General features: G+C 73.7%; 20 protein-coding genes. 4 read left to right on the forward strand and 16 right to left on the reverse strand.

Annotated features, from left to right (window positions below; all coding sequences use genetic code 11):
- Nucleotides 1–171 precede the first annotated feature (171 nt).
- Nucleotides 172–990, forward strand: a complete 819-nt coding sequence (locus tag ACFVT2_RS22075; protein ID WP_390020388.1) for a hypothetical protein — start codon at nt 172–174, stop codon at nt 988–990.
- 123 nt (nt 991–1,113) lie between these two features.
- Here ACFVT2_RS22075 and ACFVT2_RS22080 read toward each other — a convergent pair whose 3' ends face one another.
- A complete protein-coding gene (locus ACFVT2_RS22080; protein ID WP_390020390.1) occupies nt 1,114–1,695 on the reverse strand; it encodes a TerD family protein in 582 nt (193 codons plus the stop codon).
- Between the two features lie 146 nt (nt 1,696–1,841).
- The gene (locus ACFVT2_RS22085) at nt 1,842–2,108 is read right to left on the reverse strand and encodes a GlsB/YeaQ/YmgE family stress response membrane protein (protein ID WP_390020393.1); all 267 of its coding nucleotides are present in this window, start codon (nt 2,106–2,108) and stop codon (nt 1,842–1,844) included.
- A 136-nt stretch (nt 2,109–2,244) separates the two neighbouring features.
- On the opposite strand from ACFVT2_RS22085, the gene ACFVT2_RS22090 reads away from it, so the two are divergent.
- Complete coding sequence (locus ACFVT2_RS22090; RefSeq protein ID WP_390020396.1) at nt 2,245–3,279, forward strand: zinc-binding alcohol dehydrogenase family protein; 1,035 nt, start codon at nt 2,245–2,247, stop codon at nt 3,277–3,279.
- A gap of 8 nt (nt 3,280–3,287) precedes the next feature.
- Here ACFVT2_RS22090 and ACFVT2_RS22095 read toward each other — a convergent pair whose 3' ends face one another.
- Nucleotides 3,288–3,662: an MmcQ/YjbR family DNA-binding protein gene (locus ACFVT2_RS22095; RefSeq protein WP_390020398.1), complete on the reverse strand. Its 375-nt coding sequence runs from the start codon at nt 3,660–3,662 to the stop codon at nt 3,288–3,290.
- Between the two features lie 81 nt (nt 3,663–3,743).
- Nucleotides 3,744–5,204, reverse strand: coding sequence for an SDR family NAD(P)-dependent oxidoreductase (locus tag ACFVT2_RS22100; protein WP_390020490.1), 1,461 nt, complete (start codon nt 5,202–5,204; stop codon nt 3,744–3,746).
- 312 nt (nt 5,205–5,516) lie between these two features.
- Here ACFVT2_RS22100 and ACFVT2_RS22105 point away from each other — a divergent pair, with 312 nt between their 5' ends.
- Both ACFVT2_RS22105 and ACFVT2_RS22110 read left to right on the forward strand, forming a co-directional pair.
- Nucleotides 5,517–7,175, forward strand: coding sequence for an FAD-dependent oxidoreductase (locus ACFVT2_RS22105; RefSeq protein WP_390020401.1), 1,659 nt, complete (start codon nt 5,517–5,519; stop codon nt 7,173–7,175).
- A gap of 117 nt (nt 7,176–7,292) precedes the next feature.
- Nucleotides 7,293–7,691 carry a CU044_2847 family protein gene (locus tag ACFVT2_RS22110; RefSeq protein ID WP_390020492.1) on the forward strand — a complete coding sequence of 133 codons (399 nt, stop codon included), beginning with the start codon at nt 7,293–7,295 and terminating at the stop codon, nt 7,689–7,691.
- A gap of 23 nt (nt 7,692–7,714) precedes the next feature.
- Here ACFVT2_RS22110 and ACFVT2_RS22115 read toward each other — a convergent pair whose 3' ends face one another.
- The 12 genes from ACFVT2_RS22115 to ACFVT2_RS22170 all read right to left on the reverse strand — a co-directional run bounded on the left by ACFVT2_RS22115 (nt 7,715) and on the right by ACFVT2_RS22170 (nt 21,543).
- Nucleotides 7,715–9,154, reverse strand: coding sequence for an oxygenase MpaB family protein (locus ACFVT2_RS22115; RefSeq protein WP_390020404.1), 1,440 nt, complete (start codon nt 9,152–9,154; stop codon nt 7,715–7,717).
- A gap of 205 nt (nt 9,155–9,359) precedes the next feature.
- Nucleotides 9,360–10,340: a nucleoside hydrolase gene (locus tag ACFVT2_RS22120; protein WP_390020406.1), complete on the reverse strand. Its 981-nt coding sequence runs from the start codon at nt 10,338–10,340 to the stop codon at nt 9,360–9,362.
- 114 nt (nt 10,341–10,454) lie between these two features.
- Entirely contained in the window at nt 10,455–12,038 is a 1,584-nt protein-coding gene (locus ACFVT2_RS22125; RefSeq protein WP_390020409.1) for an AMP-binding protein, read from the reverse strand.
- Nucleotides 12,035–12,691 (reverse strand): 4'-phosphopantetheinyl transferase family protein, encoded by a 657-nt coding sequence (locus tag ACFVT2_RS22130; protein ID WP_390020412.1) that lies wholly within the window; start codon nt 12,689–12,691, stop codon nt 12,035–12,037. Before ACFVT2_RS22130 ends, ACFVT2_RS22125 begins: the two co-directional genes overlap by 4 nt.
- Nucleotides 12,688–13,842: an acyl-CoA dehydrogenase family protein gene (locus ACFVT2_RS22135; protein ID WP_390020414.1), complete on the reverse strand. Its 1,155-nt coding sequence runs from the start codon at nt 13,840–13,842 to the stop codon at nt 12,688–12,690. Before ACFVT2_RS22135 ends, ACFVT2_RS22130 begins: the two co-directional genes overlap by 4 nt.
- Nucleotides 13,835–14,995, reverse strand: coding sequence for an acyl-CoA dehydrogenase family protein (locus ACFVT2_RS22140; protein WP_390020417.1), 1,161 nt, complete (start codon nt 14,993–14,995; stop codon nt 13,835–13,837). The genes ACFVT2_RS22135 and ACFVT2_RS22140 overlap by 8 nt, the downstream gene beginning before the upstream one ends.
- Nucleotides 14,992–15,246 carry an acyl carrier protein gene (locus ACFVT2_RS22145; RefSeq protein ID WP_390020420.1) on the reverse strand — a complete coding sequence of 85 codons (255 nt, stop codon included), beginning with the start codon at nt 15,244–15,246 and terminating at the stop codon, nt 14,992–14,994. Before ACFVT2_RS22145 ends, ACFVT2_RS22140 begins: the two co-directional genes overlap by 4 nt.
- A 27-nt stretch (nt 15,247–15,273) precedes the next feature.
- On the reverse strand, nt 15,274–16,410 hold the full coding sequence (locus tag ACFVT2_RS22150) for an acyl carrier protein (RefSeq protein ID WP_390020422.1): 1,137 nt from the start codon (nt 16,408–16,410) through the stop codon (nt 15,274–15,276).
- A 35-nt stretch (nt 16,411–16,445) separates the two neighbouring features.
- Complete coding sequence (locus ACFVT2_RS22155) at nt 16,446–17,162, reverse strand: maleylpyruvate isomerase family mycothiol-dependent enzyme (RefSeq protein WP_390020425.1); 717 nt, start codon at nt 17,160–17,162, stop codon at nt 16,446–16,448.
- A gap of 96 nt (nt 17,163–17,258) precedes the next feature.
- Nucleotides 17,259–18,530, reverse strand: coding sequence for a pyridoxal phosphate-dependent aminotransferase (locus ACFVT2_RS22160; protein WP_390020427.1), 1,272 nt, complete (start codon nt 18,528–18,530; stop codon nt 17,259–17,261).
- On the reverse strand, nt 18,527–19,867 hold the full coding sequence (locus tag ACFVT2_RS22165) for a KamA family radical SAM protein (RefSeq protein WP_390020430.1): 1,341 nt from the start codon (nt 19,865–19,867) through the stop codon (nt 18,527–18,529). Before ACFVT2_RS22165 ends, ACFVT2_RS22160 begins: the two co-directional genes overlap by 4 nt.
- Entirely contained in the window at nt 19,864–21,543 is a 1,680-nt protein-coding gene (locus ACFVT2_RS22170; protein WP_390020432.1) for a carbamoyltransferase C-terminal domain-containing protein, read from the reverse strand. The genes ACFVT2_RS22165 and ACFVT2_RS22170 overlap by 4 nt, the downstream gene beginning before the upstream one ends.
- Between the last annotated feature and the right edge of the window lie 16 nt (nt 21,544–21,559).

Raw genomic sequence — 21,559 nt, forward strand, 5'->3', positions numbered from 1 at the left:
AATTTTTGTTAATTTACAAAATTTTTGGTGTGGGCCAACCCCGGAACATATGTGGGGGCCCCCGGGGGTGGCCGGCCCCCGGCCCCCCCCCCGCCGCTGTCCGGACAACGCGGCCGAGCACCGGGCCGGACCGTCGGGCAATCTTGACTCTCAACCCATCGGGGAATACACGTGCACCAGAACGACCGCTTACAGGCACCGGACGCCGCCGCATTCGAGCGCACCGTGGACCAGGCCCTGAACTCCCCGGAGATCAGGGCGGCGCTGTCGCACACGGTCGGTTCGCTCAACGCCGAGCAGCTGCGCAGCGCGGCGTTCGGAGCGCGCGACGCCCTGGCCGCCACGGCGGCCGCCGAATACCGCGAACTCGTCCGGCTGCGCGCCGATGCGGCCGGTGACACCCGCCCGGTCCCTTCCCCGCCCGCCACCGGGACGACGTCACGGAGCGGTGGGGTGCTCCCCGCGCTGGGGGTGCTGGTGCCCGGTCTGGCCGCCACCGCCGCGGCCGTCTTCCTGCTGTTCGGGTTCGGTCTGCGCGCCGTGGCCACCTCGTCCCGGCTCGCCGACGAGCTGATCGCGGCCGGTTGGACGTCCGCCGGGGTCGCCGGGGTGGCGACCCTGACGGGGCTGAGCTGGATGCTGGTGGCGGCCTCGCGCAATCGCGCGGCGGCCGACGCGCAGTCGCCCGACGAGGGCGATCCGGCGGCCGCCCGGGCACACGATGCCTGGCAACTGGCGCTGCTGGAGCGGGGGATCATGCCGTTCCTGCTCGGCCGGATCGATGGCGCGGCGGGCGGCGGGAGACCCGGCGGACGACCCGCCCTCCCCCGCCCGGCCACGGCCGGGGTGGCCGGCGGCGGGGGCGAGGCCCGTCCGGCGGCGGCCGACGGCCCCGGTTTCAGCTCCCCCGACTTCGCCGGACCCGACTTCAGCAGCCCGGACTTCGGCCGTCCGGGCTTCTCCGGGCCGTCCGCACCCGGGGCGCCCTGACACCGCCGCCGAGGGTTTCCCCCCTCGGCGGCGCCGGCGGCGTCCCCTTGGTCCCCTTGCGCCCGCGGCCGCCGGTCCGCGGCTCCCCGGGAAGCGGGGGCCGGGAGCGCGCGGACCGGGGGCTCACAGGTGCGCGGCGATGGCGGGCATCAGGTCCTCGAAGGTGCGGCCCTGGGCGGGCGTGCCGAGCGCCGCCATCTCCCAACCGCCGTCCGACCGGAAGACCTTGGCCATGATCTGGGCGGTGTGCGAGCCGCCGCCGGAGAGGGAGTAACGGGCCAACTCCTGGCCGGTGGTGTCGTCGAGCAGGCGGCAGAAGGCGTTCTCCACCTCCTGGAAGGTCTGTCCGGTGAAGGAGTTGACGGTGAAGACGATCTGGTCGACGTGGACCGGCACCCGCTCCAGGTCAACCAGGATCGACTCGTCGTCTCCACCCTGGCCGGCGCCGCCGACGAGGTTGTCGCCGGTGTGCCGCACCGAGCCGTCGTCGCTGACGAGGTGGTTGAAGAAGACGACGTCCACGGGCTGCTGGCCGGCGAAGAGCACGGCCGAGGCGTCGAGGTCGATCTCGCGGGCGGTGAGCCGGGCGAGGAAGCCCTTGCGGCGCGCCGCCTGCCAGCCCAGTCCCATCCGGACCACGCTCAGCGCGCCGCCGTCGGACTTGCTCAGGCTGACCTTCTGGCCCTTGCTCAAGTTCACACTCATCTGATTCCCCATATGTCGGTCTCAACTGGAAACGGATGCGCCGGCACGGCAGTTCCGGCTTCCACCGACGAATCCAGGATCCACCTCACAGTAGAAGGCGACATTCCGGGACGGAAATCGACACCGTGGCCGGTCCGGGCATCCGCTCAGTCCCGGGAGTTCCCGAACAGCAGGCGGTAGAGGACGAGCAGCACCAGGGCGCCGGCGACGGCCGCGATCCAGGTCGCGAGGTCGAAGAAGTTGTGCGCGATCGGCCGGTGCAGGAACTTCGCCGACAACCAGCCACCGATGAACGAACCGGCGATGCCGATGAGCGTGGTGCCCACCAGTCCGCCCGGATCGCGTCCGGGAAGCAGGAACTTGGCTATCGCCCCGGCCAGGAGCCCGAGCACGATCCAGCTGATGATGCCCACGGGACATCCTCTCCTTGGTCGTTGGGTAGGTGCGGACCGAAAATCTACATCACTGTAGAAGTTGCCTGCGCACGATCGAGCCAGGCCGGCCGGCACAGCGTTTGCCCGGGTGGCGGGCGGGCGGGACGCTGAGGGCATGGCGTGCGCCGCGCACCCGGAGACGCTGACCGGGTGGGCCGTCGAGCGACCGGGGCCGGCTGACTCCGGGCCGCTGACACGGGTGCGCCGCCCCGTCCCGGAGCCGGGGCCCGGGGATCTACTGGTGACGGTGGAGGCTTGCGGTGTCTGTCGTACGGATCTGCATCTCGCTGAGGGTGATCTTCCGCCGCACCGGCCGGCCACCGTACCGGGACACGAGATCGTGGGCCGGGTGGCGGCCGCGGGTGCGGCGGTGACGCGGTTCCGGGTCGGCGACCGGGTCGGCGGGGCCTGGCTGCGCGCCACCTGCGGGGAGTGCCGGTACTGCCGGGCCGGGGCCGAGAACCTCTGCCCCGCCTCGCGGTACACCGGCTGGGACGCGGACGGCGGCTTCGCGGACCTGACGCTGCTTCCGGCGGACTACGCGTACCCGCTACCGGAGTCGGCGCCCGCGACGACGCTCGCCCCGCTGCTGTGCGCGGGCATCATCGGCTACCGGGCGCTGCGGCGGTGCGCACTGCCACCGGGCGGACGGCTCGGCATCTACGGCTTCGGCGGTTCGGCACACCTGGCGGCGCAGGTCGCGGTGGCCGAGGGGGCCCGGGTGCACGTGCTCACCCGGTCCGCACGGGCCCGCGACCTGGCGCGCGAGTTGGGTGCGGTGTCCACCGGCGGCGCCTACGACCGCCCGCCCGAACCGCTGGACTCCGCGATCCTCTTCGCGCCGGTGGGCGATCTGGTGCCGGTGGCGCTGGCGGCGCTCGACCGGTCCGGAACGCTCGCCGTCGCCGGGATCCACCTCACCGACATCCCCCCGCTCACCTATCAGGAACACCTCTTCTACGAGCGGAACCTGTGCAGCGTGACGGCGAACACCCGGCGCGACGGGCGGGAGTTCCTCAAGACCGCGGAACGGATCGGAATCAAGGTCACGACCAGCCGGTATCCGCTCAGCCGGGCGCCCGAGGCGCTAGCCGATCTGGCCGGCGACCGGGTCCAGGGGGCGGCCGTCCTGGTACCCGACGAGGAATGACGAGGAATTCAGCCCGTCGTGAGGTAGGCCGCGACGAGGTCGGCGGGGGCCGCCTGCCGCCACGAGTCGACGAGGATGTCGCGGAGTTCGTCCAGGTCGTCGAGGGCGGCCAGACGCACCCGCACCCAGTTCGAACCGGCCTCGTGCGGCGGCACCCAGAACTTCTCCGGCTCCGCCGCGATCAGCTCAGCGCGCTCGTGCGCGGGACACCGCACGGCGAAGGAGGTCTCGTCGTCGGGCACGGTGATGAACATCTTCCCGGCCACCCGGAAGGTGGGCATGCCCCAGGCTTGCTTCTCCGTGGTCTGCGGGAGCGCGAGCGCGATGCGGCGGACGTCGTCGGAATCGGGCTCGGAAGCGGAGCCGGATGTGGTCGTGGTCACGTCACCAGGGTACGGCGCGGTGATCTCCGGCCGAGCGGCCGGAGCCGCCGGAGGGCGGCACCGCGCCGACGTCCCGCGGGCTCACCAGGGAGACGGGGCGTAGTCCTTGAGGAAGCAGCCGTGCAGGTCCTCGCCCTGTTCGCCGCGGACGATCGGGTCGTAGACCCGGGCCGCGCCGTCCACCAGGTCCAGCGGGGCGTGGAAGCCCTCGTCGGCCAGCCGCATCTTGTCCGGGTGCGGGCGCTCGTCGGTGATCCAGCCGGTGTCGACCGCGGTCATCAGGATGCCGTCGGTCTCCAGCATCTCGCGGGCGCTGGTGCGGGTGAGCATGTTGAGCGCGGCCTTGGCCATGTTGGTGTGCGGGTGGCCGGCACCCTTGTAGCCGCGGCTGAACTGACCCTCCATCGCGGAGACGTTCACCACGTACTTGCGTCGGGCCGGGGCCGCGGCGAGCGTCGGGCGCAACTTGCTGACCAGGAGGAACGGCGCGGTCATATTGCAGAGCTGGACCTCCAGGAGCTCGACCGGGTCGACCTCGTCCACCGTGTGGATCCAGCTGTTGGTCGGGTCCAGGTCGGGCACCAGCCCACCGGCGTCGATCGCGGTGCCCGCCTCGATCCGGGCCGGCGAGGCGGAGCCACGGGTCAGGGCGAGGGCCGTGAGGTTCTCGGCGGTCAGCGCGGTCGGACCGCCGGGCGCCGCGGCGGGCAGGGCGGGGGCGCCGCTGCCGAAGTGGCCGAGGACGACGGAGGCGGGCAGTTCCCCGGCGGGCAGCGGCGCGGACTCGGCCTCCACCAGCTGGCGGTACGCCTCGGGCGAGCGGCGGACGGTCTGCGCGGCGTTGTTGATCAGGATGTCGAGCGGGCCCTCGGCGCTGACCGTCTCGGCGAGCGAGAGGACCTGGGACGGGTCGCGGAGGTCGATCCCGACGATCTTCAGCCGGTGCAGCCACTCCGCGCTGTCCGGCATCGCCGTGAAGCGCCGGACCGCGTCGTTGGGGAAACGGGTGGTGATGGTGGTGTGGGCGCCGTCCCGCAGCAACCGGAGCGCGATGTACATGCCGATCTTGGCGCGGCCGCCGGTGAGCAGCGCACGCCGTCCCGTGAGGTCCGCGCGGGCCTCCCGGCGGGCCCGGTTCTCCTGGGCACAGGAGGGGCACAGCTGGTGGTAGAAGGCGTCGACCTCGACGTACCGGCTCTTGCAGACGTAGCAGCTACGGGCCCGCTCCAGGATGCCGGCGAGGTCCGAGCTCACCGAACTGGCGAGGGCGCGGCCCATGGTCTCGTCGTCGATCCGGTCGGCGGCACCGGTGGCGGTGGCCTCGGTGACGGCCTTGTCGTGGGCGGTCTTGGCGGCCCGGCGATCCTGCCGGCGGCGCCGCTTGACCTCGCGGAAGATGCCGGCGGTGGCCCGCCGTATGGTGATCGCGTCCGGGTGGTCCACCGGCAGGGCGTCGAGCTCTTCGAGGACGCTCAGGCAGATCGCCATCCGCTCGGCGTCGATTCCCGTGCTCTCGGCCCGGTCTGCTTCGGTCACCGTCATCGCCGCTGCGGCATTCACTGGGATTTCCCTGGGTTCGTTCGGTCTCTCCAGGCCGGCCTTGGGCCCATGGGATTGCCTGTTCGAGCTTCGGCGGAACTTTACGTCAGCGGTGCGCGACTGCGCCAAACCGGCGGCGACGGCGTACGGGCCGCGGGCGGTGACCGGGCGCGCACGGCGGCCGGCGGGGCGCACCGCGCGGGGCCGCCGCGGTCGGTGCCACGCGCTCTGCCTCCCGCGGGAATCTTCACGCATGGTAGTGAGTTGACTACACAGTGAAGGCGATCACGCCGCTCGATCCACAGGGGAAGTCAGATGGCCGTGCACACGATCCGCGCCGGTGCCGCGTACGGCACCGAGGTGCGCCCGGGGGACGCCCGGTACGAGGCGCTGCGCCGGGGGTTCAACCAGCGCTTCATCGCCACGCCCGACTACGTCACCGTGGCCCGTTCGACCGACGAGGTGGTCGGGGCGGTCACCAAGTACCTCGCCGATCGCCGTTCCGACGGCGGACCCGCCCGCCGGCTCACGGTCCGCTCGGGCGGCCACTGCTACGAGGACTTCGTCTGCGGCGACGACGTGGCCGTGATCCTGGACCTGGGGCAGATGGACGCCGTCTATCTGGACGAGGAGAGGGGCGCGTACTGCGTCGAGGCCGGCGCCACCAACTGGCACCTGGCCACGCGCCTCTACGCCCCGTTCGGGGTGGCGGTGCCCGGCGGGTCCTGCTATTCCGTGGGCACCGGCGGGCACGTGACCGGCGGCGGGTACGGCCTGCTGTCCCGGCAGCACGGCCTGACCGTGGACCACCTCTACGCGGTGGAGGTGGTCGTCGTCCGGGACGGGCAGCACGCCGAGGCGGTGGTGGCGCGGCGGGACTCCCCGGAGCCGGAGCTGCGGGACCTGTGGTGGGCGCACACCGGCGGGGGCGGCGGCACGTTCGGGGTGGTGACCCGCTTCTGGTTCAAGGGGCTGCCCGAACCGCCGTCCCTGGTGCTGCTGCACGCCGTCGCCTGGCCGTGGGACCGGCTCAAGGACCATCCGGAGCGCTTGAAGTCACTGGTGCGGAACTACGGACTGTTCTTCGAGCATGAGAACACCACGCGGCTGCCCGCGCCGCTCCGCGTCGACTACAGCGACATGTTCACGCTGCTGAAGCTGAACCACCTCTCCAACGGCAAGATCGGGCTGATCACCCAGCTCGACGCCACCCGGCCGGACAGCGCCCAGCGGCTGACCGCCTTCCTCGACTGGATCACCCAGGACCTGGGCGTCGAACCGACCCCGCTGGACCGGCGGATGGGCGAGCACGCGCCCATGGGCGGACTGCACGTACCGACCCGGCTGCCCTGGCTCACCGCCACCCAGACGCTCAACGGCTCCGGCGACAACCAGTGCGGCAAGTACAAGTCCGCGTACATGACCCGGGGTTTCACCGAGCCGCAGCTCGACGCGATCTTCCACCACCTGCGGCGGCCCGACTACACCAATCCGCAGGCCCTTCTCCAAGTGGACTCCTACGGCGCCGCGGCCAACCTCCCCGGCAGCGCCGACACCGCGGTCCACCAGCGCAGTTCGGTGCTGAAGCTCCAATACCAGACATACTGGAGCTGGCAGGAGGACGTGAATCAGGACGGCGTCGCCGACCAGTTGGACGCCGCGGCGGACCCGGAGATCGCCGGCCGGCACCTGCGCTGGATCCGGGAGTTCTACCGCGACGTCTACGCCGACACCGGCGGTGTGCCGGTGCTGGCCGGCACCGGGGAGGAGGGCCGGCCGGAGCCGGTGACGGACGGCTGCTACATCAACTACCCGGACACCGACCTCGACGACCCCGAGTGGAACACCTCCGGCCAGCCGGCGCACCGCCTCTACCACGGCAGCAACTACGAACGGCTGCGGAAGACCAAGAGCTACTGGGACCCCCGGGACGTCTTCCGGCACGCCCAGTCGATCCCGCCCGCCACCGGCTGAGCCCATCGGCCTTCCGGGGGCCCACCGGCCTTCCGTCGGGCCCACCGCTCCTCCACGCGGCCGACGGCCACCCCCGATCCGACCGTTCCACTGCCGGCACCACCCGTGATCGGCACAATGAAGGACGTGCCGCACGACGCTGAACTCACCCTCGCCGACGGGACGTCCGTCCGCCTGGAACTCGCTCCGGTGCAGGGCGCGTCCCGGCCGGACGGCACGCCCGGCGGGGAGGCGGCGGCCTTACCGGAGGGGGCGGGACCGGGGGTGCCGGCGGCCCGCGGGGGCGAACGGGCCGCCGCGGCCGTGGTGGCGGCGCTGCGCACCACCCCCCGGCCGCTGGGCCCGCTGCTCCAGGAGATCCACGATGCGGCCACCTCCGCCGAGCGGCCCCCGGACGAGCTGTCGGTGCAGTTCGGCGTGCAGGTCGGCCAGGACCTCAAGCTCGGCATCGTCGCGGGCAACGGGCGGGCGTCCCTGACGATCACCGCGACCTGGCGACCGCCGCGGGCGCCGTGACGGGCCGGTGCCGGTGGCCGGGGTCAGGGGCGGCCCAGCAGTTGGGCGCCGGCCGCGGTGTCGCTGCGGGCGGTGAAGTAGGCGGTGAACGCCTCAAGGAACTCGTCCTCGGTGATCTGCCCGTCGCCGTCGGCGTCGAGTTGGCGGAAACCGTGGTTGAGTTCGGCCGGATCGACGCCGGAGCCGCCGAACAGGACACGGTATTCGTCGGCACCCAGGTGCCCGCTGCCGTCGGTGTCCGCGGCACGGAAGAGGGCCCGCAGCGCGGGGTGCAGGCCCTTGTGGAGGTAGTCGGGGTCCTGGTCGATGCCGGCGAGCATGGCCGTGGTGAACTCCGCCAGGGAGACCCGGCCGTCCCCGTCGGTGTCCATGGAGGTGCGGATCTGCTGCCACCAGGCGTCGAAGCCCTCGTACACCAGGGCTTCCCGGTCCTCGGCCAGTTCCAGCTGCCAGCAGACGTTGTGCGCCATGGCTTGGAGGTCGGCGGCGGAGAGGTACCCGTCGCCGGTCTGGTCCAGCACCTGCCGGAAGAACGTCTCCACCCGCGCCCGGCGGGCGGTGCCGCGACCGGATCGGCGCGGCCGCGGCAGCCACCCGGCCCGTGCGGCGCCACCGGGACCGTGATCCGCGGCGGCGGGAGCCTGCTCGGCAGTGCCGTCACCCGCCACCTGGCGGCGGTAGCGCAGCCGGTCGGGCAGGCGCGTCAGGACGTGCCGCCCGCCGCGGTGCAGCATCCAGGACAGGGCGGCGGCGCTACGGCTGCGGCGCAGGCCGAAGCGCTCGCGGAAGGCCGGTGGCAGGTCCGCGAGGGTCAGGGCGGTCAGCATCCGGGCGATCACCGGGCGCAGCAGCGGCCAGGCGGGACGGAGACGCCCCAGGCGGCGCGGGGCCGGTGCCTGGCGCAACATCTGGAACAGCAGGTCGTGCGCGGCCTCGGTGTACTCCAGGCGTTCGCGGACGGTGCGTTCCACGTAGGCGGGCACGTCCGCGGCGGTCGGCGGGAAGAGCTCCGCCGGTAGTCCGAAGGCGGCGCAGACGGAGCGGAACTCGGCGTACAGCCGGTCGCGTTGGTCCGGGCTCAAGGGGGCGCCGGACAGTTCGCCCATCGCCGTCATCGACTCGTACACCGTCACCAGCACCCACACCCGTACCGTCGGCTCCAGCGCCGTGAACGACCGGCCCTCCCCGTCGGTGCCGTGGATCCGGCGGTGCGTCCGCTCCAGGCGGGCGATCTCCCGGGTCAGTCCCTCGCGGTCGGAGAAGAACAACCGCTTGCCGCTGTCCATGGTGTGTTCCACCCGTCGCCAGGGATGGGCGCGGTAGGTCGAGAACTCCGCAAGTCCCGCGGCGACCGTCGGATCGGCGTTCTGCAACACCAGCAGGCGCCATGCCACCAGGGCGATACGACGCTCGCCGAGGGTACGGCGCAGCAGGTGGTCGGAGCCGGGCAGGACTGTGGACACGGGCGTCTCCCATGAGGTGGCGGTGCAACGGCGGTGCAGCGGGCGTCGGACGCCCGCTCAGCCGTACAAGTAGCGTTCACCAAGCGGTTCTTGAGAGACGATCAGGCGAGAAACCACACGTCCGGGCGATCCACCGCCCCGGCACGTTTGCCGCAACCGGCCCTGCTGCGGGCCACGGTGACGCTCCCGGGCAGGGCGCTCCGCATCAGAGGGCGGCGGCGTCACCGGGGAGCGGCGCGCCGGGGTCGGGGGCGGCGACGGTGTCGAAGAGGAGCTTCTTGAATCCGGCCTCGGCGACGCGTCGCACGAGGGTGAGGTTGGGGGCCGGTGCGGAGACCCGCCGGTCGATGACCATCTGTCCGCGGGTCTCGTCGGCGACGGAGATCTGCACATGGGCCCGCTCCTGCTCGGTGATCAGGGCGGGGTCGAGGGCGACGGCCATGGCGATGGGGTCGGGCAGGTCGTAGCCGGCCAGGCCGGTCACGTTGCGGGCGAAGTCCGCGACGGTGCGGTTGATGCGGTGGGTGAACGTCGCCATGGGAGTGCCGAGTTCCACGAGGCGCTGCTGATCGGCGGGGGTCATGACGGCGTCCTTGCGGGAGACGTCCCAACCGATCCAGGTGACCTTGTCCGCGCTGGCGGCCCGGGTGACGATCCGGGCCGCCTCGGGGTCGGCCCACACGTTGAACTCCGCCGTCGGTGAGACGTTGCCGGCCAGGTCGGCGGCGCCGGCCATGCAGTACACGTGCCGGTAGCGGGTGAACAACTCCGGATCGAGCAGCAGGGCGGCGGCGATGTTGGTCAGTGGGGCGAGGGTGACCAGCGTCAGCTCTCCGGGGTGCCGGCGGGGGTAGGACAGCAGCGCCTCGACCGCGTGCCCGTCCTGGGGTGCGGTGCTGGGGTCGGGCAGGCCGGTGTCCCCCATCCCGTCCTCGCCGTGCACCTCCTGTGCGCCGGACGCCTCGCGCAGCATCGGCCCGCCGCAGCCCAGGTGGACGGGGATGTCGGTGCGGCCGGCGGTCTCCAGGGAGATCAGGGCGTTGCGGGCGGCGACGGCGACCGGCACGTTGCCGGCCACGGTCGTCACCGCCCGGATGTCCCCGAGCCCGCTGGCGGCGGCCAGGAGCAGGGCGACGGCGTCGTCGGAACCGGTGTCGGTGTCGATGATCAGTGGGAGAGCGGGCATGGCCGTGCCCCTTTCGGCAGGTGGTGGTGCGGGGTCGGGCGGGGGACCGTCAGCGTACGGCTGCGCAGGCTCGGCCGAGGGGGAAGTCCGTCTCCGTCGGCCCGCGTCGAGCGGTCACGGCTCGCGCGTCGGCGTGGGTCGGGTCAGGTTGGGCGCGTTCGGGGCGAGGGTGGCGCCGAGGGCCGCGCGGTCGAGTTTGCCGTTGGGGTTGAGGGGCAGGGCGTCGAGTGCGGTGAGGGAGGCGGGGACCATGTAGGCGGGGAGGCGGTCGCGCAGGGCGGTGCGGAGGGCGTCCGGGGTGGTGGCCGGGTCGTCGGTGGTGTAGGCGGCGGCGAGTTCGGTGCCGCCGGGGGTGGCTGCGGGCAGGACGGCCGCGTCGAGGACGCCGGGGAGGACGCGCAGCGCGGCTTCCACTTCGCCGAGTTCGACGCGGTAGCCGTGCACCTGGACCTGCTGGTCATCGCGTCCGAGATGGACCAGCGGCGGGGGGTCGCCAGCCGCGCCGGGCAGTGGTGCGACGCGGTCGCCGGTGCGGTACCAGTGCGCGTCGGTGAGGGGGGTGGTGGGGTCGTGGCGGGATCCGTCGGGGGCCAGGAAGCGGCCGGTGTTGTCGGCCGGGTCGAGGTAGCCGGGGAAGCGCTGGGGGCCGCGCATGCACAACTCGCCGTCTTCCAGGCGTAGTTGGAGGTCGGGGTGGGGGGTGCCGATGGGGACGGTGCCGTTGGTGGGGGCGGGCCAGGCGGCGGGATCGGCGGGGAGGCGGTAGGTGACGCAGGTGACGGTCAGTTCGGTCGGACCGTAGGCGTTCTCCAGCGTGCTGGTGGGGGCGGCCCGGTGCCAGGCGGCGGCCTGCTGGAGGGTGAGCGGTTCGCCGCAGAACATGCTGTGCCGCAGGGTCGGCATGCCGGCGGGTTTGAGGGCCCGCAGGCGCTGGGCGAGGGAGATCAGCGACGGGACGGAGTTCCAGTGGGTGAGGGCGCGGCGGTTGACGAACCGGACCGGCGCCAGGAGTTCGCCGCGGGTCGGGACGACGAGGGTGGCGCCGCTCCCCCACGCGGTGAACATGTCGTGGACCGACGGGTCGAAGGTCAGGTCGAAGGTCTGCGAGAAGCGGTCGCCGGGGCCGGCGGCGGTGCGCGGGACGAGGTGCGCGAGGTAGGCGCAGACATTGCGGTGCCGGACGGGGACGCCCTTGGGGACGCCGGTCGAGCCGGAGGTGAAGAGGAGGTAGGCGAGGTCGTCGGGGTGGGCGGTGCGGGCGTCCGGGACGGGGTCCGCCGGGAGGGCGGCCAGTGCCTCGTCGGTGAGGGTGAGCGTCGGGACGCCGAGGGGGTCGGGGTGGTCGGCGGTGGTGTCGGCGAGTACCGCATCGAGCCGGGCGGCCCGGGTGATGGCGGCGTTGCGTCCGGTGGGGAAGGCGGGGCCGAGCGGGACGACGGTGGCGCCCAGGCGCTGGACGGCGAGGTAGCCCGCGTAGGCGACGGCGGTGCGGGCGGCCAGCAGCCCTACGCGGCGCGGGGGCCGGCGGTCGCCGAGGTGGACCAGCAGGCGGGCGGCCAGGGCGTCGGCGCGGGCGGCGAGTTCGGCGTAGCCGAGGGTGGTGCCGGCGACTTCCAGGGCGGGGCGGTCGCCGTGCCGGGCGACGGAGGCGGCGAACCAGTCGTACAGGGTGCGGGGTGTGGCGGCGGGCGTGGTCATGCGGGCGGTCCGGCTTTCTCGACGCGGGCGTCGTGGTCGGTGAAGGCGCAGCTCAGCGGGAGCGCGGAGCGGTCGCGGAGGGTGGTCCAGCGGTAGCCGGCCCAGTGGCCGGAGCGGGCGCCGGGCGGGACGGGGATGGTCCAGGGGCGGCCGGCCAGGCCCGCGCCGCTGGCCTTGACGCAGGCTTCCTGGGCGGTCCACACCCAGGCGACCTCCTCCGCAACGCGCTCCGGGGGCAGGGCGGCGAGGTCCCGGGCGTGGTCGGGCAGCAGTCGGCGGGGGAGGGAGGGGCTGACGTGGGCGGTGGGGCGTTGCAGGTCCACGCCGAGGGCGCGTCCGACGGCGACTCCGGCGGCCGTCCCGCCCTCGGTGTGCGAGACGCTGATGCCGATGCCGGGGTGGCCGTGCAGGGCGGGTTTCCCTCGCGGGTCGGCGGTGATGTCGGCGTCGGCGAGGTCCGGGCGGACCGCGGCGAGGAGTTCCCTCAACAGGCCGCGCCCGGCGAGGAATTCGCGGACCCGCCATTCGGGCAGGGTGGCGGCCCGGCGCAGGTCGCCGGGGTGGCGGCTGACCGGGGCCGGGCCCGACCGGTCCGGCCGGTCGCCGGTGGCGCTCAGCCAGACCTGGTCGGCGACCTGGAAGGGCCGGGTCACGGCAGGGTGCCCGGCCGGGTGAGGCCGTCGAGGACGGTCTCGGCGGCGTCCGCGACGGCGCCCAGGACGACCTCGCCGGCCCCGCCGCCGATGTTGAACAGCGCGGCCTGGGCGCGGATTTCCTGGATGCCGCCGGTGGTGAAGCCGTCCGCGCCCCACAGTTGGCCGCAGGTGGCGAGGACGTGGTTGACGGTGGCGCCCGCGGCGGCCTTGAGGGCGGCGGCGGCGATCGCGTCGTGGCGGTCTGCCACCGCCTCCGCGGAGTCCGTGGTGAGGGCCTGGAGTTCCCGCACCCGGACCAGGCAGGCCGCGAAGCGCTGCCGCACCGCGTCCAGGTCCCACAACGTGCCGTCGCCGTGCGGGCGCCCGGACAGGTGGCGGTGGGTGTCCGCCAGGACGCGGCGGCACAGGGCGACGCCCCACTGGGCGCCGGCCAGGCGTTCGGTGGCGATGTGCCGGGCGAAGAGCGGCAGGCCGAAGCCGGTCCGGCCCACCAGGTGGTCGCGGTCCAGTCGGACGTCGTCGAGGGTGAGGTGCCCGGCACCGGAGGCGGCGAACAGGGTCGAGTCGGCGGGGTGGACGGTGACGCCGGGCGCGTCGGCGGGGACCAGGACCCAGGTGAAGTGGGTGAAGTGGCGGCCGGGCCGGTGTCGGGCCAGGACCAGGTGCCAGGCCGCGGTGGTGGTGTTGGCGATCCACCGTTTGCTGCCGGTGAGCGTCAGGCCGTCGTCGTCGATCCGGACCTCGGTGCGCAGGGCGGTGAGGTCGGTGCCGGTGCCGGCGTCGGTGGCGGCGAGGGTGACGGTGGCCCGGCCGGTCAGCGCGCGGTCCAGGGCGTGCCGGGCGGGTGGGGCCTGACCGGTCGCCAGGATCGGTAGGGCGGTGGCGAGTTGGACGCTGGTCGAGAGGGTGGCGGGGATGCTGAAGCGGGCGTCGACGGCGGTGAGCAGGTCGGCGAGGCCGTCGGGGTCGGTGCCCGCGGTGACCGACCGGTCGCGGTAGGCGTGGGTGAGCAGGCCGGCGTGGCCGAGCGTGGCCCACACCTCGGCGCCGGTGGCGGTGGGCGGTAGGGCGTCGAGGGCGGCGTAGCGGGCGGCCGGTGGTTCCGGTGCGGTCCGGGGGGCGGTGGCCGGCGGTGGGGTCTCAGGCAAAGGTGACCCCCTGGTCGCGCAGTGCCAGTCGGCCGTCGGCGAGGTGCAGGCGGTCGTTGCTGTAGTTGAGGGCGGCGGAGCGCAGGTCCCGCAGGGCGCGTTCGAGGCCGGTGGGCGAGTCCTGGAGGTAGCCGTGGCGCAGGCCGAGGGCGGTGATCAGGTCGTCGACCGCGGCGTGGCACTCCTCGGCGGCGGTGATCTTCAGGGCGTTGAGCTGGAGTTGACGGGCGGGCACGGCGAGGTCGGCGCCGGACTCCAGGGTGTGCAGGGTCTGGTGGAGCAGGGCGTGGACGGTGTCCAGTCGCTGTCGGGCGCAGGAGATCCGGGTGAGCAGCAGTTCGGAGCCGAGGTCGAAGCGCTCGCGGCCGGCCGGGCTGCGCAGGAGCCGTAGGACGCGGGAGAGCGCTCCGGCCGCCGTCCCGAGCCAGACCGCCGACCAGCCGACGTGCGCGAGCGGGCCGAAGACCTGGGCGGCGATGTGGTGGAACCCGCCCGGTTCGCCGATGACGTGATGGTCGGGGACCCGGCCGGTCAGTCGCAGGGCGACGCTGTGACTGGCCCGCATCCCCATCGGCTGCCAGTCCCCCGAGGGGGTGCGGGTGAGCTGGTCGCGGTGGGCGTAGACCAGCGACACCTCGCTTGCGGTGGCGTCCGCGCCGGGGCTGCGCATGGTGATCAGGAAGCCGTCGGCGTGGCTGCCGCCGGTGACGACGGGGGCGAACCGGTCGATGTCCAAGTGGCCCTCGTCGGCTGCGAGTTGGGCCTGAGCGGTGAGCAGGTGGCCGCCCTTGCCGGCCTCGGTGGTGACGGAGGCGAGGTAGCTCTCGCCGGCCGCGATCCGCGGGAGGAGTTCCTTGCGGAGCCGTTCACCGGCGAACCGGGCGACCGCCTGGACCTGCTGGCAGTGCATCGCGAAGATCATGCCGACGGACGTGTCGACCCGCCCCAGGGCTTCCGCCGCGGTCACCAACTCCCGGGCGGTGCCTCCGAGTCCGCCATGCTCCACGGGGACGAGGAGGCCGAGCAGGCCGGTGCGGCGGAGCGCGTCCAGCGCGTCCGTGGGGAATTCCGCGGCCCGGTCGGTGCGGGCCGCGTGCCGTTCGGCGACCTCGGCGACCTCGGCCAGTCGGGCCGTCAGATCATCGCCGGTCATGCGGTCACCTCGTCGGGCAGTTGTGCGGCGATCGCCTGCCAGAGGCTGCCGGCGGTGGCGAAGGTGGCGTCGTTGAGCTCCTCGTCCGGGAGGGAGATGCCGAAGGTGTCCTCGATGGTGAAGAGCAGTTCGATGGCCTGCATGGAGTCGACGCCGAGCCGCCGGAGGTCGGTGTCGGGGGTGAGGGTGAGCGGGTCGGCGCCGGCGTGCTTGAGGAACGGGCGGAGCAGGTCGGTGAAGCGGGGGTCCATGGGGCCTCTTCCGGGGGTCTGGGGCGGTCAGCGGGCGATGCGGCAGAGGTCGTCGACCCGGCGGAGGTTCTCCGGGATGAGTTCGTCGGCGTCGAGTTCGCGGTCCAGGGCGCTCTCCAGGCGTTCGATGATCTCGACCAGGCGGAACGAGCTGAACGCCGGGAAGGAGTCGAACGGTGCCCCGCCGAGCAGGTCGGACGCGGGAACGCCGAGGACGTCGGCGGCCACCGCGGCCACCCGGCGACGCAGTTCCCCGTCGTCCGGGGCGGGCGGTCCGGCGGGGGCGGGGACCGTGCCGAAGACCGTGCGGTCGGCGGCGAGGACACCGCGCAGGCGGTCGACCACACCGGGCGGTTCGGCGCGGCCGCGGGAGACCCGGCGGTGGGCGAGGTAGGTCTGTTCGACGACCTTGTCCCAGGCGCGCAGGTGGTCGGCCTCGGGGCCGGGTTCCGGGCCGTCGGCACGGCCGGCGAACAGCGCACGGTAGGTCGCGTGCAGTTTGCGGGTGCGGGCCAACAGCCAGGTTTCGACGGTGAGTTGCGCGAGCACCCGGGCCCGGTCGGGGCAGGCGTCGTAGGGGGCGAGGTACGCGTCGGTGGCGGCCGGGTCCAGGGCGGCGACGGGTGGCTGGGCGGACAGCGGCGGGAGGTCCGCCGGCGCCAGTTCGACGACGTCGGCCGTGGTGAGTCCGCCGAGGTCCGCCTCGGGCAGTACCCAGTGGCCGGGGGTGGCCGGTCCCCACTCGGTCTCGTTGCGGTAGGCGTCGGTGACGTGCCAGCCGTCCGGGCCCGCGGCCAACAGGAAGCTGTGCGGCATGTGGGCCCGCCCGTGGTACGGCAGCCAGGGCAGGTGGTAGGCGTCCGCAACGACGTAGCGGGGGCCGTCGTCGGCGGCGCGGCCGGCGAGCAGTTCCGCGCGGGTCAGCCGGGTGTGGTCGACGACGCGCAGCCCGACGAGGGCCGGGAGGGTGGTCAGGTGCTCGGTCAGCGGCGGGTCGACGGTGGGCAGCCCGTCCGCGGGACGCTCCCAGGAGCGCAGGCCCAGGGGGGCGCCGAGCCGCAGGTGGGTGCCGGGGCCGTGGTGGTGGTCGGCGAGCACCGCGAGGTTAGCCTGGATGCAGTCCAGCAGCCCGGTGTGGACGGGGCCGAGGTCAAGGTGTGCCATGTCCGTTCTCCTTCGTCCCCTTCCTCTTCCTCCGGTCACAGCCATCGCGGCAGGACGGGCAGCGGGCCGGCGGTGGAGCGCAGTCCGGTGCCGGTGGACCGTCCGGACAGCCAGGCGAGGGCGTCGGCGGGGCTGCCGGAGACGACCGGGCCGCCGGTGCCGTAGCGCGCCAGTTCCGCTCCGGCGTCGTCGCGCAGGGCGAAGTCCGGGACGTCCGCCGCCTGGGCGTAGTAGCCGAGGACGTCGGCGAGGATGACGGCGCGGGCCGGGGCGGGGATGTCGGCGACGCGGTAGCCGAGGTCCAGGTCCACGTGGTGGAGTTCGAGTTCCCGGATGCGGATCACCAGCACCCGTTGGGGGGTGCAGAGTTCACCGGTGAACGGCCTGATGGTGGCCTGCCAGGCGGGTTCGGGCAGGGTCTCGACGGTGTGCTGGAAGTGTGCCGCGGTCTCCCGGACGTCCGCGATCAGGGCGGCGGCGGAGCGGTGGGCGCCGGCCTCGATCTCCGCGTCGCGGGTGGCGCGGTCGGGGTACTGCGCGGTCTCCACACCGGTGCGGGCCCAGGTCAGGAGCCGCTCCAGGGCCGGTGCCTGGCGAGCCAGGTGGCTCAGGACGTGGCCGCGGGTCCAGCCGGGGAGCCGGGCCGGGGCCGGCACGTCCGCGTCGGTGAGGCCGGCCAGGCCGGTCAGCAGCCGGTCGGCGGCGGCGGCGATTTCCCGGAAGGACTGTGGGGTGGGGGGTATTTCCTTCATGGTGCGATTCCCTTTCGGTGGTGCGCGGTCGGTCCGGCGGTCCGGCCGATTGCTGGGCCCGGTCGGCCCGGGGGCGGTCCGGCGGGTCTGCGGGGTCTAGGCGACGAGACGGGCGAAGCCCTCGGCGATCCGGGCGAGTTCACCGGCTATGTGCGGCAGCCGGGTGGGGTCGTCGGCCGCCAGTGCCTCGGCCTGCTGCTGCTCGTCGCCGTAGAGGAGGCTGGTGGCGGCCTTGAAGCGGAGGGCGTGCGGGTCGTCGCCGAGGAGGTGGCCGGCGAGGACGACGAGGCCGGACTCGTCGAGGAGGGCGGTCGCCAGGGACGCCGAATCGGTGATGCCGCGGGCCGCCAGACGGGCGCGCAGCGGCCCGAAGTCCGGGTAGACGTAGAAGCCACCTATGGGCGGGCGGCAGTCGGCGCCGGCGTCGACCGCGATGCGGTGGACGGCCCGGGCCACCGCGCCGTGCAGCCGGGCCGCGGCCCGCACCCGGGCGGTGATCTCCGGCGGCTCGGCGTAGGCGTACGCGGCGACGTGCTGCATCGGGCCGGCGAGCGTGGACCACAGTTCGCTGGCGGCTGCGATCACGCCGTCGCGCAGTCGCTCCCCGGGGTCGCCGGCCGGGAAGCGCGCCATGCCGATCCGCCAGCCGCCCAGGCCCAGGGTCTTGGACAGTCCGCTGGTGACGACGGTGCGTTCGGGGGCCGCTTCGGCGGGGCTGAGGAAGGGGGTGCGGTCGGGGTCGTGGACGATGTCGCGGTAGATCTCGTCGGCGACGATCAGCAGGTCCTCCTCGCGCGCCAGTGCGCCGAGTTCGCGGATCAGCGCGGGTGGGGCGAGGGTGCCGGTGGGGTTGTCGGGGAGGGTGAGGATCAGCAGGCGGGGGTCGGCGCCGGCGGCGCGGGCCTCGCCGAGGACGGTGCGGAGCGCGTCGGGGGCGGGCACGCCGCCGCACTCCGCGGGGACCGGGACGCCGAAGACCCGTTTGCCGGCGTAGCGGGCCTGGGGTGCGTAGGTGTTCCAGGCGGGGCGGGGCAGCAACACATCGCCGGGGACGGCCAGTTGCAGGGCCATCAGGAGGGGTTTGCTGCCGGGGGCGACGACCACCTGGTCGGCGGTGGTGGGCAGTCGGCGGCGGGTGAAGTAGCCGGCCACCGCGGTGCGGACGTCCGCGCCGCCGGCCACCGGTCCGTAGGCGGCGCGCCTCGCACCGGCCGCCAGTCGGGCGGCGAGTTGCGGCAGGACCGGCAGCCGGGCCTCGCCGAAGGCCAGGTGCACCAGACGGTCGCCCCGGGCCCGGCGCCGGTCGACCAGTTGGTTGAGGGCGAGGTTCGGGGAGGGCTCGGGCCGCGCGGGGGTGGCGGGGGTCATGCCGGGCCTCCTTCGGTACGGGGCGCGGTCCCGCCGCGGACGGCCGCGGCGAGGTCGGCGGGGGTGGCGGGGTCCAGCTCCAGGTCGTCGAGCCAGGCGGCGGTGGCGGAGTAGCGTGCCCGGAACGGCCGGCCGACCAGGGACGGTTGCCGCGCCTGGAGCATCCGCAGCCGGAAGAACGCTCCCTCGGGGGTGTCTTCCACGCCGTCGACCACGACCTTGCCGGGGGTGGCCGACATCACCGGACCGCGGACCGTGCGGGCGAGTCCGGGCAGGGTGCGGTAGGCGTCGGCGAAGATCTCCGCGGCCCTGGCCAGTGGCACCTTGAAGTAGTCGTGCGGGCCGGTGTCCCGCTCGACGAACAGGTAGTAGGGGACGGCGCCGGCGGCGAGTTCGGCCCGCCACAGCCGGCTCCACACCTCGGCGTCGTCGTTGACGTGGGCGATCAGCGGAGCCTGGCAGTAGATGACGGCACCGGTGCCGCGGATCCGGGCCAGGGCCCGCCGGGCGAGGTCCGTTTCCAGCTCCCGCGGGTGGCTGAAGTGGGCCATCACCGCGAGTTGCCGGCCGGAGGCCACCACCTGCTCGAAGAGCCGGAGCACGTCGTCGGCGTCGGGGTCGGTGACGAAGCGCTGCGGCCAGTAGGCGACCGACTTGGTGCCGATCCGGACCGTCCGCACCGACTCCACTCCCAACAGCGGCTCCAGGTGGGTCCGCAGCCGGTCGGTGGACATCACCATCGGGTCGCCGCCGGTGACCAGTACGTCGTGGACCTCGGGGTGCGCGCGGAGGTGGTCGAGCAGCCCGCTCGGGTCGGGGGCGGCGAACCGCAGGTCGGCGTCGCCGATGAACTGGGCCCAGCGGAAGCAGTAGGTGCAGTAGGCGTGGCAGGTCTGGCCCTGGCCGGGGAAGTACAGCACGGTCTCGCGGTACTTGTGCTGGAGGCCGGGGATCCGGTCGCCGTCCCGGGTGGGGACGTTGAGTTGCTGCTGTCCGGAGGGGTGCGGGTTGAGCCGGTCGCGGATCTCCTGGACGGCCTCGCGGAGCAGCAGTGTGTCGGCCGGGTCGGCGGAGAGCTTGCCGAGCCGGTCCTCATCGTCACCGGTGAGCATGCCGCGCTGCGGGAAGGTCAGTTGGAACATCGGGTCGCCGGGTACGTCGTCCCAGTCGATGAGCCGGTCCAGGACGTAGGCGTTGACGCGGAACGGCAGCACCAGGGAGACCCGGCGGACGGTCTCCCGGACCTCGTCGGGCAGCCCGTGGCGGACGGCGATGGTGTCGAGGTGGCGGGGGCCGTACGCGCGAAAGCGGGTCGGTGCCGGCAGGCCGGCCGTCATCGGCGGGCACCCCCGGTCCGGCCGGGCTTGCGGTAGAGGTCGTCGCCGAGCACCAGGAAGTCGAGGTCCATGGCGCGGAAGGCGGTGAGCGCGTCGGCCGCGGTGTTGACGATGGGTTCGCCCTTGTCGTTGAAGGAGGTGTTGAGCAGCACCGGTGGTGCGCCCTGCCGGTCGAGGGCGTCGAGGACGGCGCCGACGGCCGGGGCCTCGTCGCCGTGCAGCACCTGCGGCCGGGTGGTGCCGTCGATGTGGACGACGCCGGGGGCGACCTGCCGGCCCAGCGCGGTGGCCTTGGCCGCGCCGAGCATGTAGCGGCTCAAGTGCTCCTGCTGTTCCCAGAGTTGGGCGCCGTAGTCGGGGCGGGTGACGCCGGCGAAGGGGCGCCACTGCTCGCGGTTCTTGACGGTGTTGACCCGGGTGTTGACGTCGGCGGTGTTCGGTACGGCGATGATCGAGCGGCGGCACAGGGCGCGCGGGCCGACCTCGGCGCGGCCCTGGGCGACCGCGCCGATCCGGCCGTCGAGGAGGAGGGCGGTGAGGGTGTCGGTGTCGAGGTCGGTGCGGAGCAGGTCGGAGGTGTCCGGTGCCGCCTGGCGGCCGGCGTGGTCGGGGCCGTGGACATCGGTGCCCAGGTAGGGGCTGAGCGGGGTGGTGTGGCGGCGGGGCGGGCGGACGGTCCAGGCGGCGCCGAGCGCCACGCCGGCGTCGTGCGGCACCGGCGGGACGTAGAGCGGGCCGGGCAGGGTGCCGTTGGTGCTGCAGTTGAGGGCGACGCCGCCGCTGAGGCAGAGTTCCTCGACGCCGGCCGCCTTGCGGGTGAGCGCGGCGAGGTGGCGGACGGTGTCCTCGATGATGCGCTGGGCGGTGTAGGCGACGAGGACGGCTCGGGGGTCGTCGGTGAGGCGGTCCTCGGGGGCGCCGGGGCCGTCGGCGCCGGCGATGCGGGTGTAGCGCTCCCGCCACCGGCCGACGACGGTGTCGTACTGCTCCTTGATCTCGTCGGCGGTGGCGGTGCCGTGGTGTTCGGTGAGCGGGGCGACGGCCAACTGGAAGTCGTCGGCGGCGAGTTCGACGAGGGGTTCGGGCTCCAGGCCGGCGGCGCGGCCGTAGGCGGCCAGGCCCATGGTCTTGCCGGCGTTGAGGAAGGAGAAGCCGAGCCAGGTGGAGGCGGCGTCGTAGGCGTAGCCGAGGGAGGCGGTGCGCTGCCAGGTGCGCTCCTGGCGGGGGGCGGCGCCGTCCTCGTAGGTCCAGATGGTGGAGGACTCGTTCTCGCCGTGGCCGTCGACGACCAGGACGCCGGCCTTGCGGAACGGCGAGGCGTAGAAGGAGGAGGCGGCGTGCGCCTGGTGGTGGGGGACGCGGACGACCTCGGGGGTGCGGTTGCCGAAGTCCAGGCCGACGGCGTAGGCGAGGAACTCGGCGTCGGTGGCGAACCGTTGCGGGTAGAGCTGTTCGCTGTCCCAGCCCAGGGCCACCACGTCGATGTCGGCGGGGGTGAGGCCGGCCTGGTGGAGGACGAAGCGAGCGGCGCTGTAGGGCTTGCGGTAGAGGGAGTGGCGGTGGCGGTTGAGGCGTTCCTCCTCGGAGAAGGCGACGATCTCGCCGTGTTCGTCGACGAGGCAGGCGGCGCTGTCGTGCCAGCCGGTGGGCGGGGCGTTGACGCCAAGGATCCACATGACGCGTGTCTCTCTT

Origin of the sequence: Streptomyces sp. NPDC058000 (assembly GCF_042886435.1) — a bacterium.
In the GTDB taxonomy this organism is placed as follows: Bacteria; Actinomycetota; Actinomycetes; order Streptomycetales; family Streptomycetaceae; genus Streptomyces.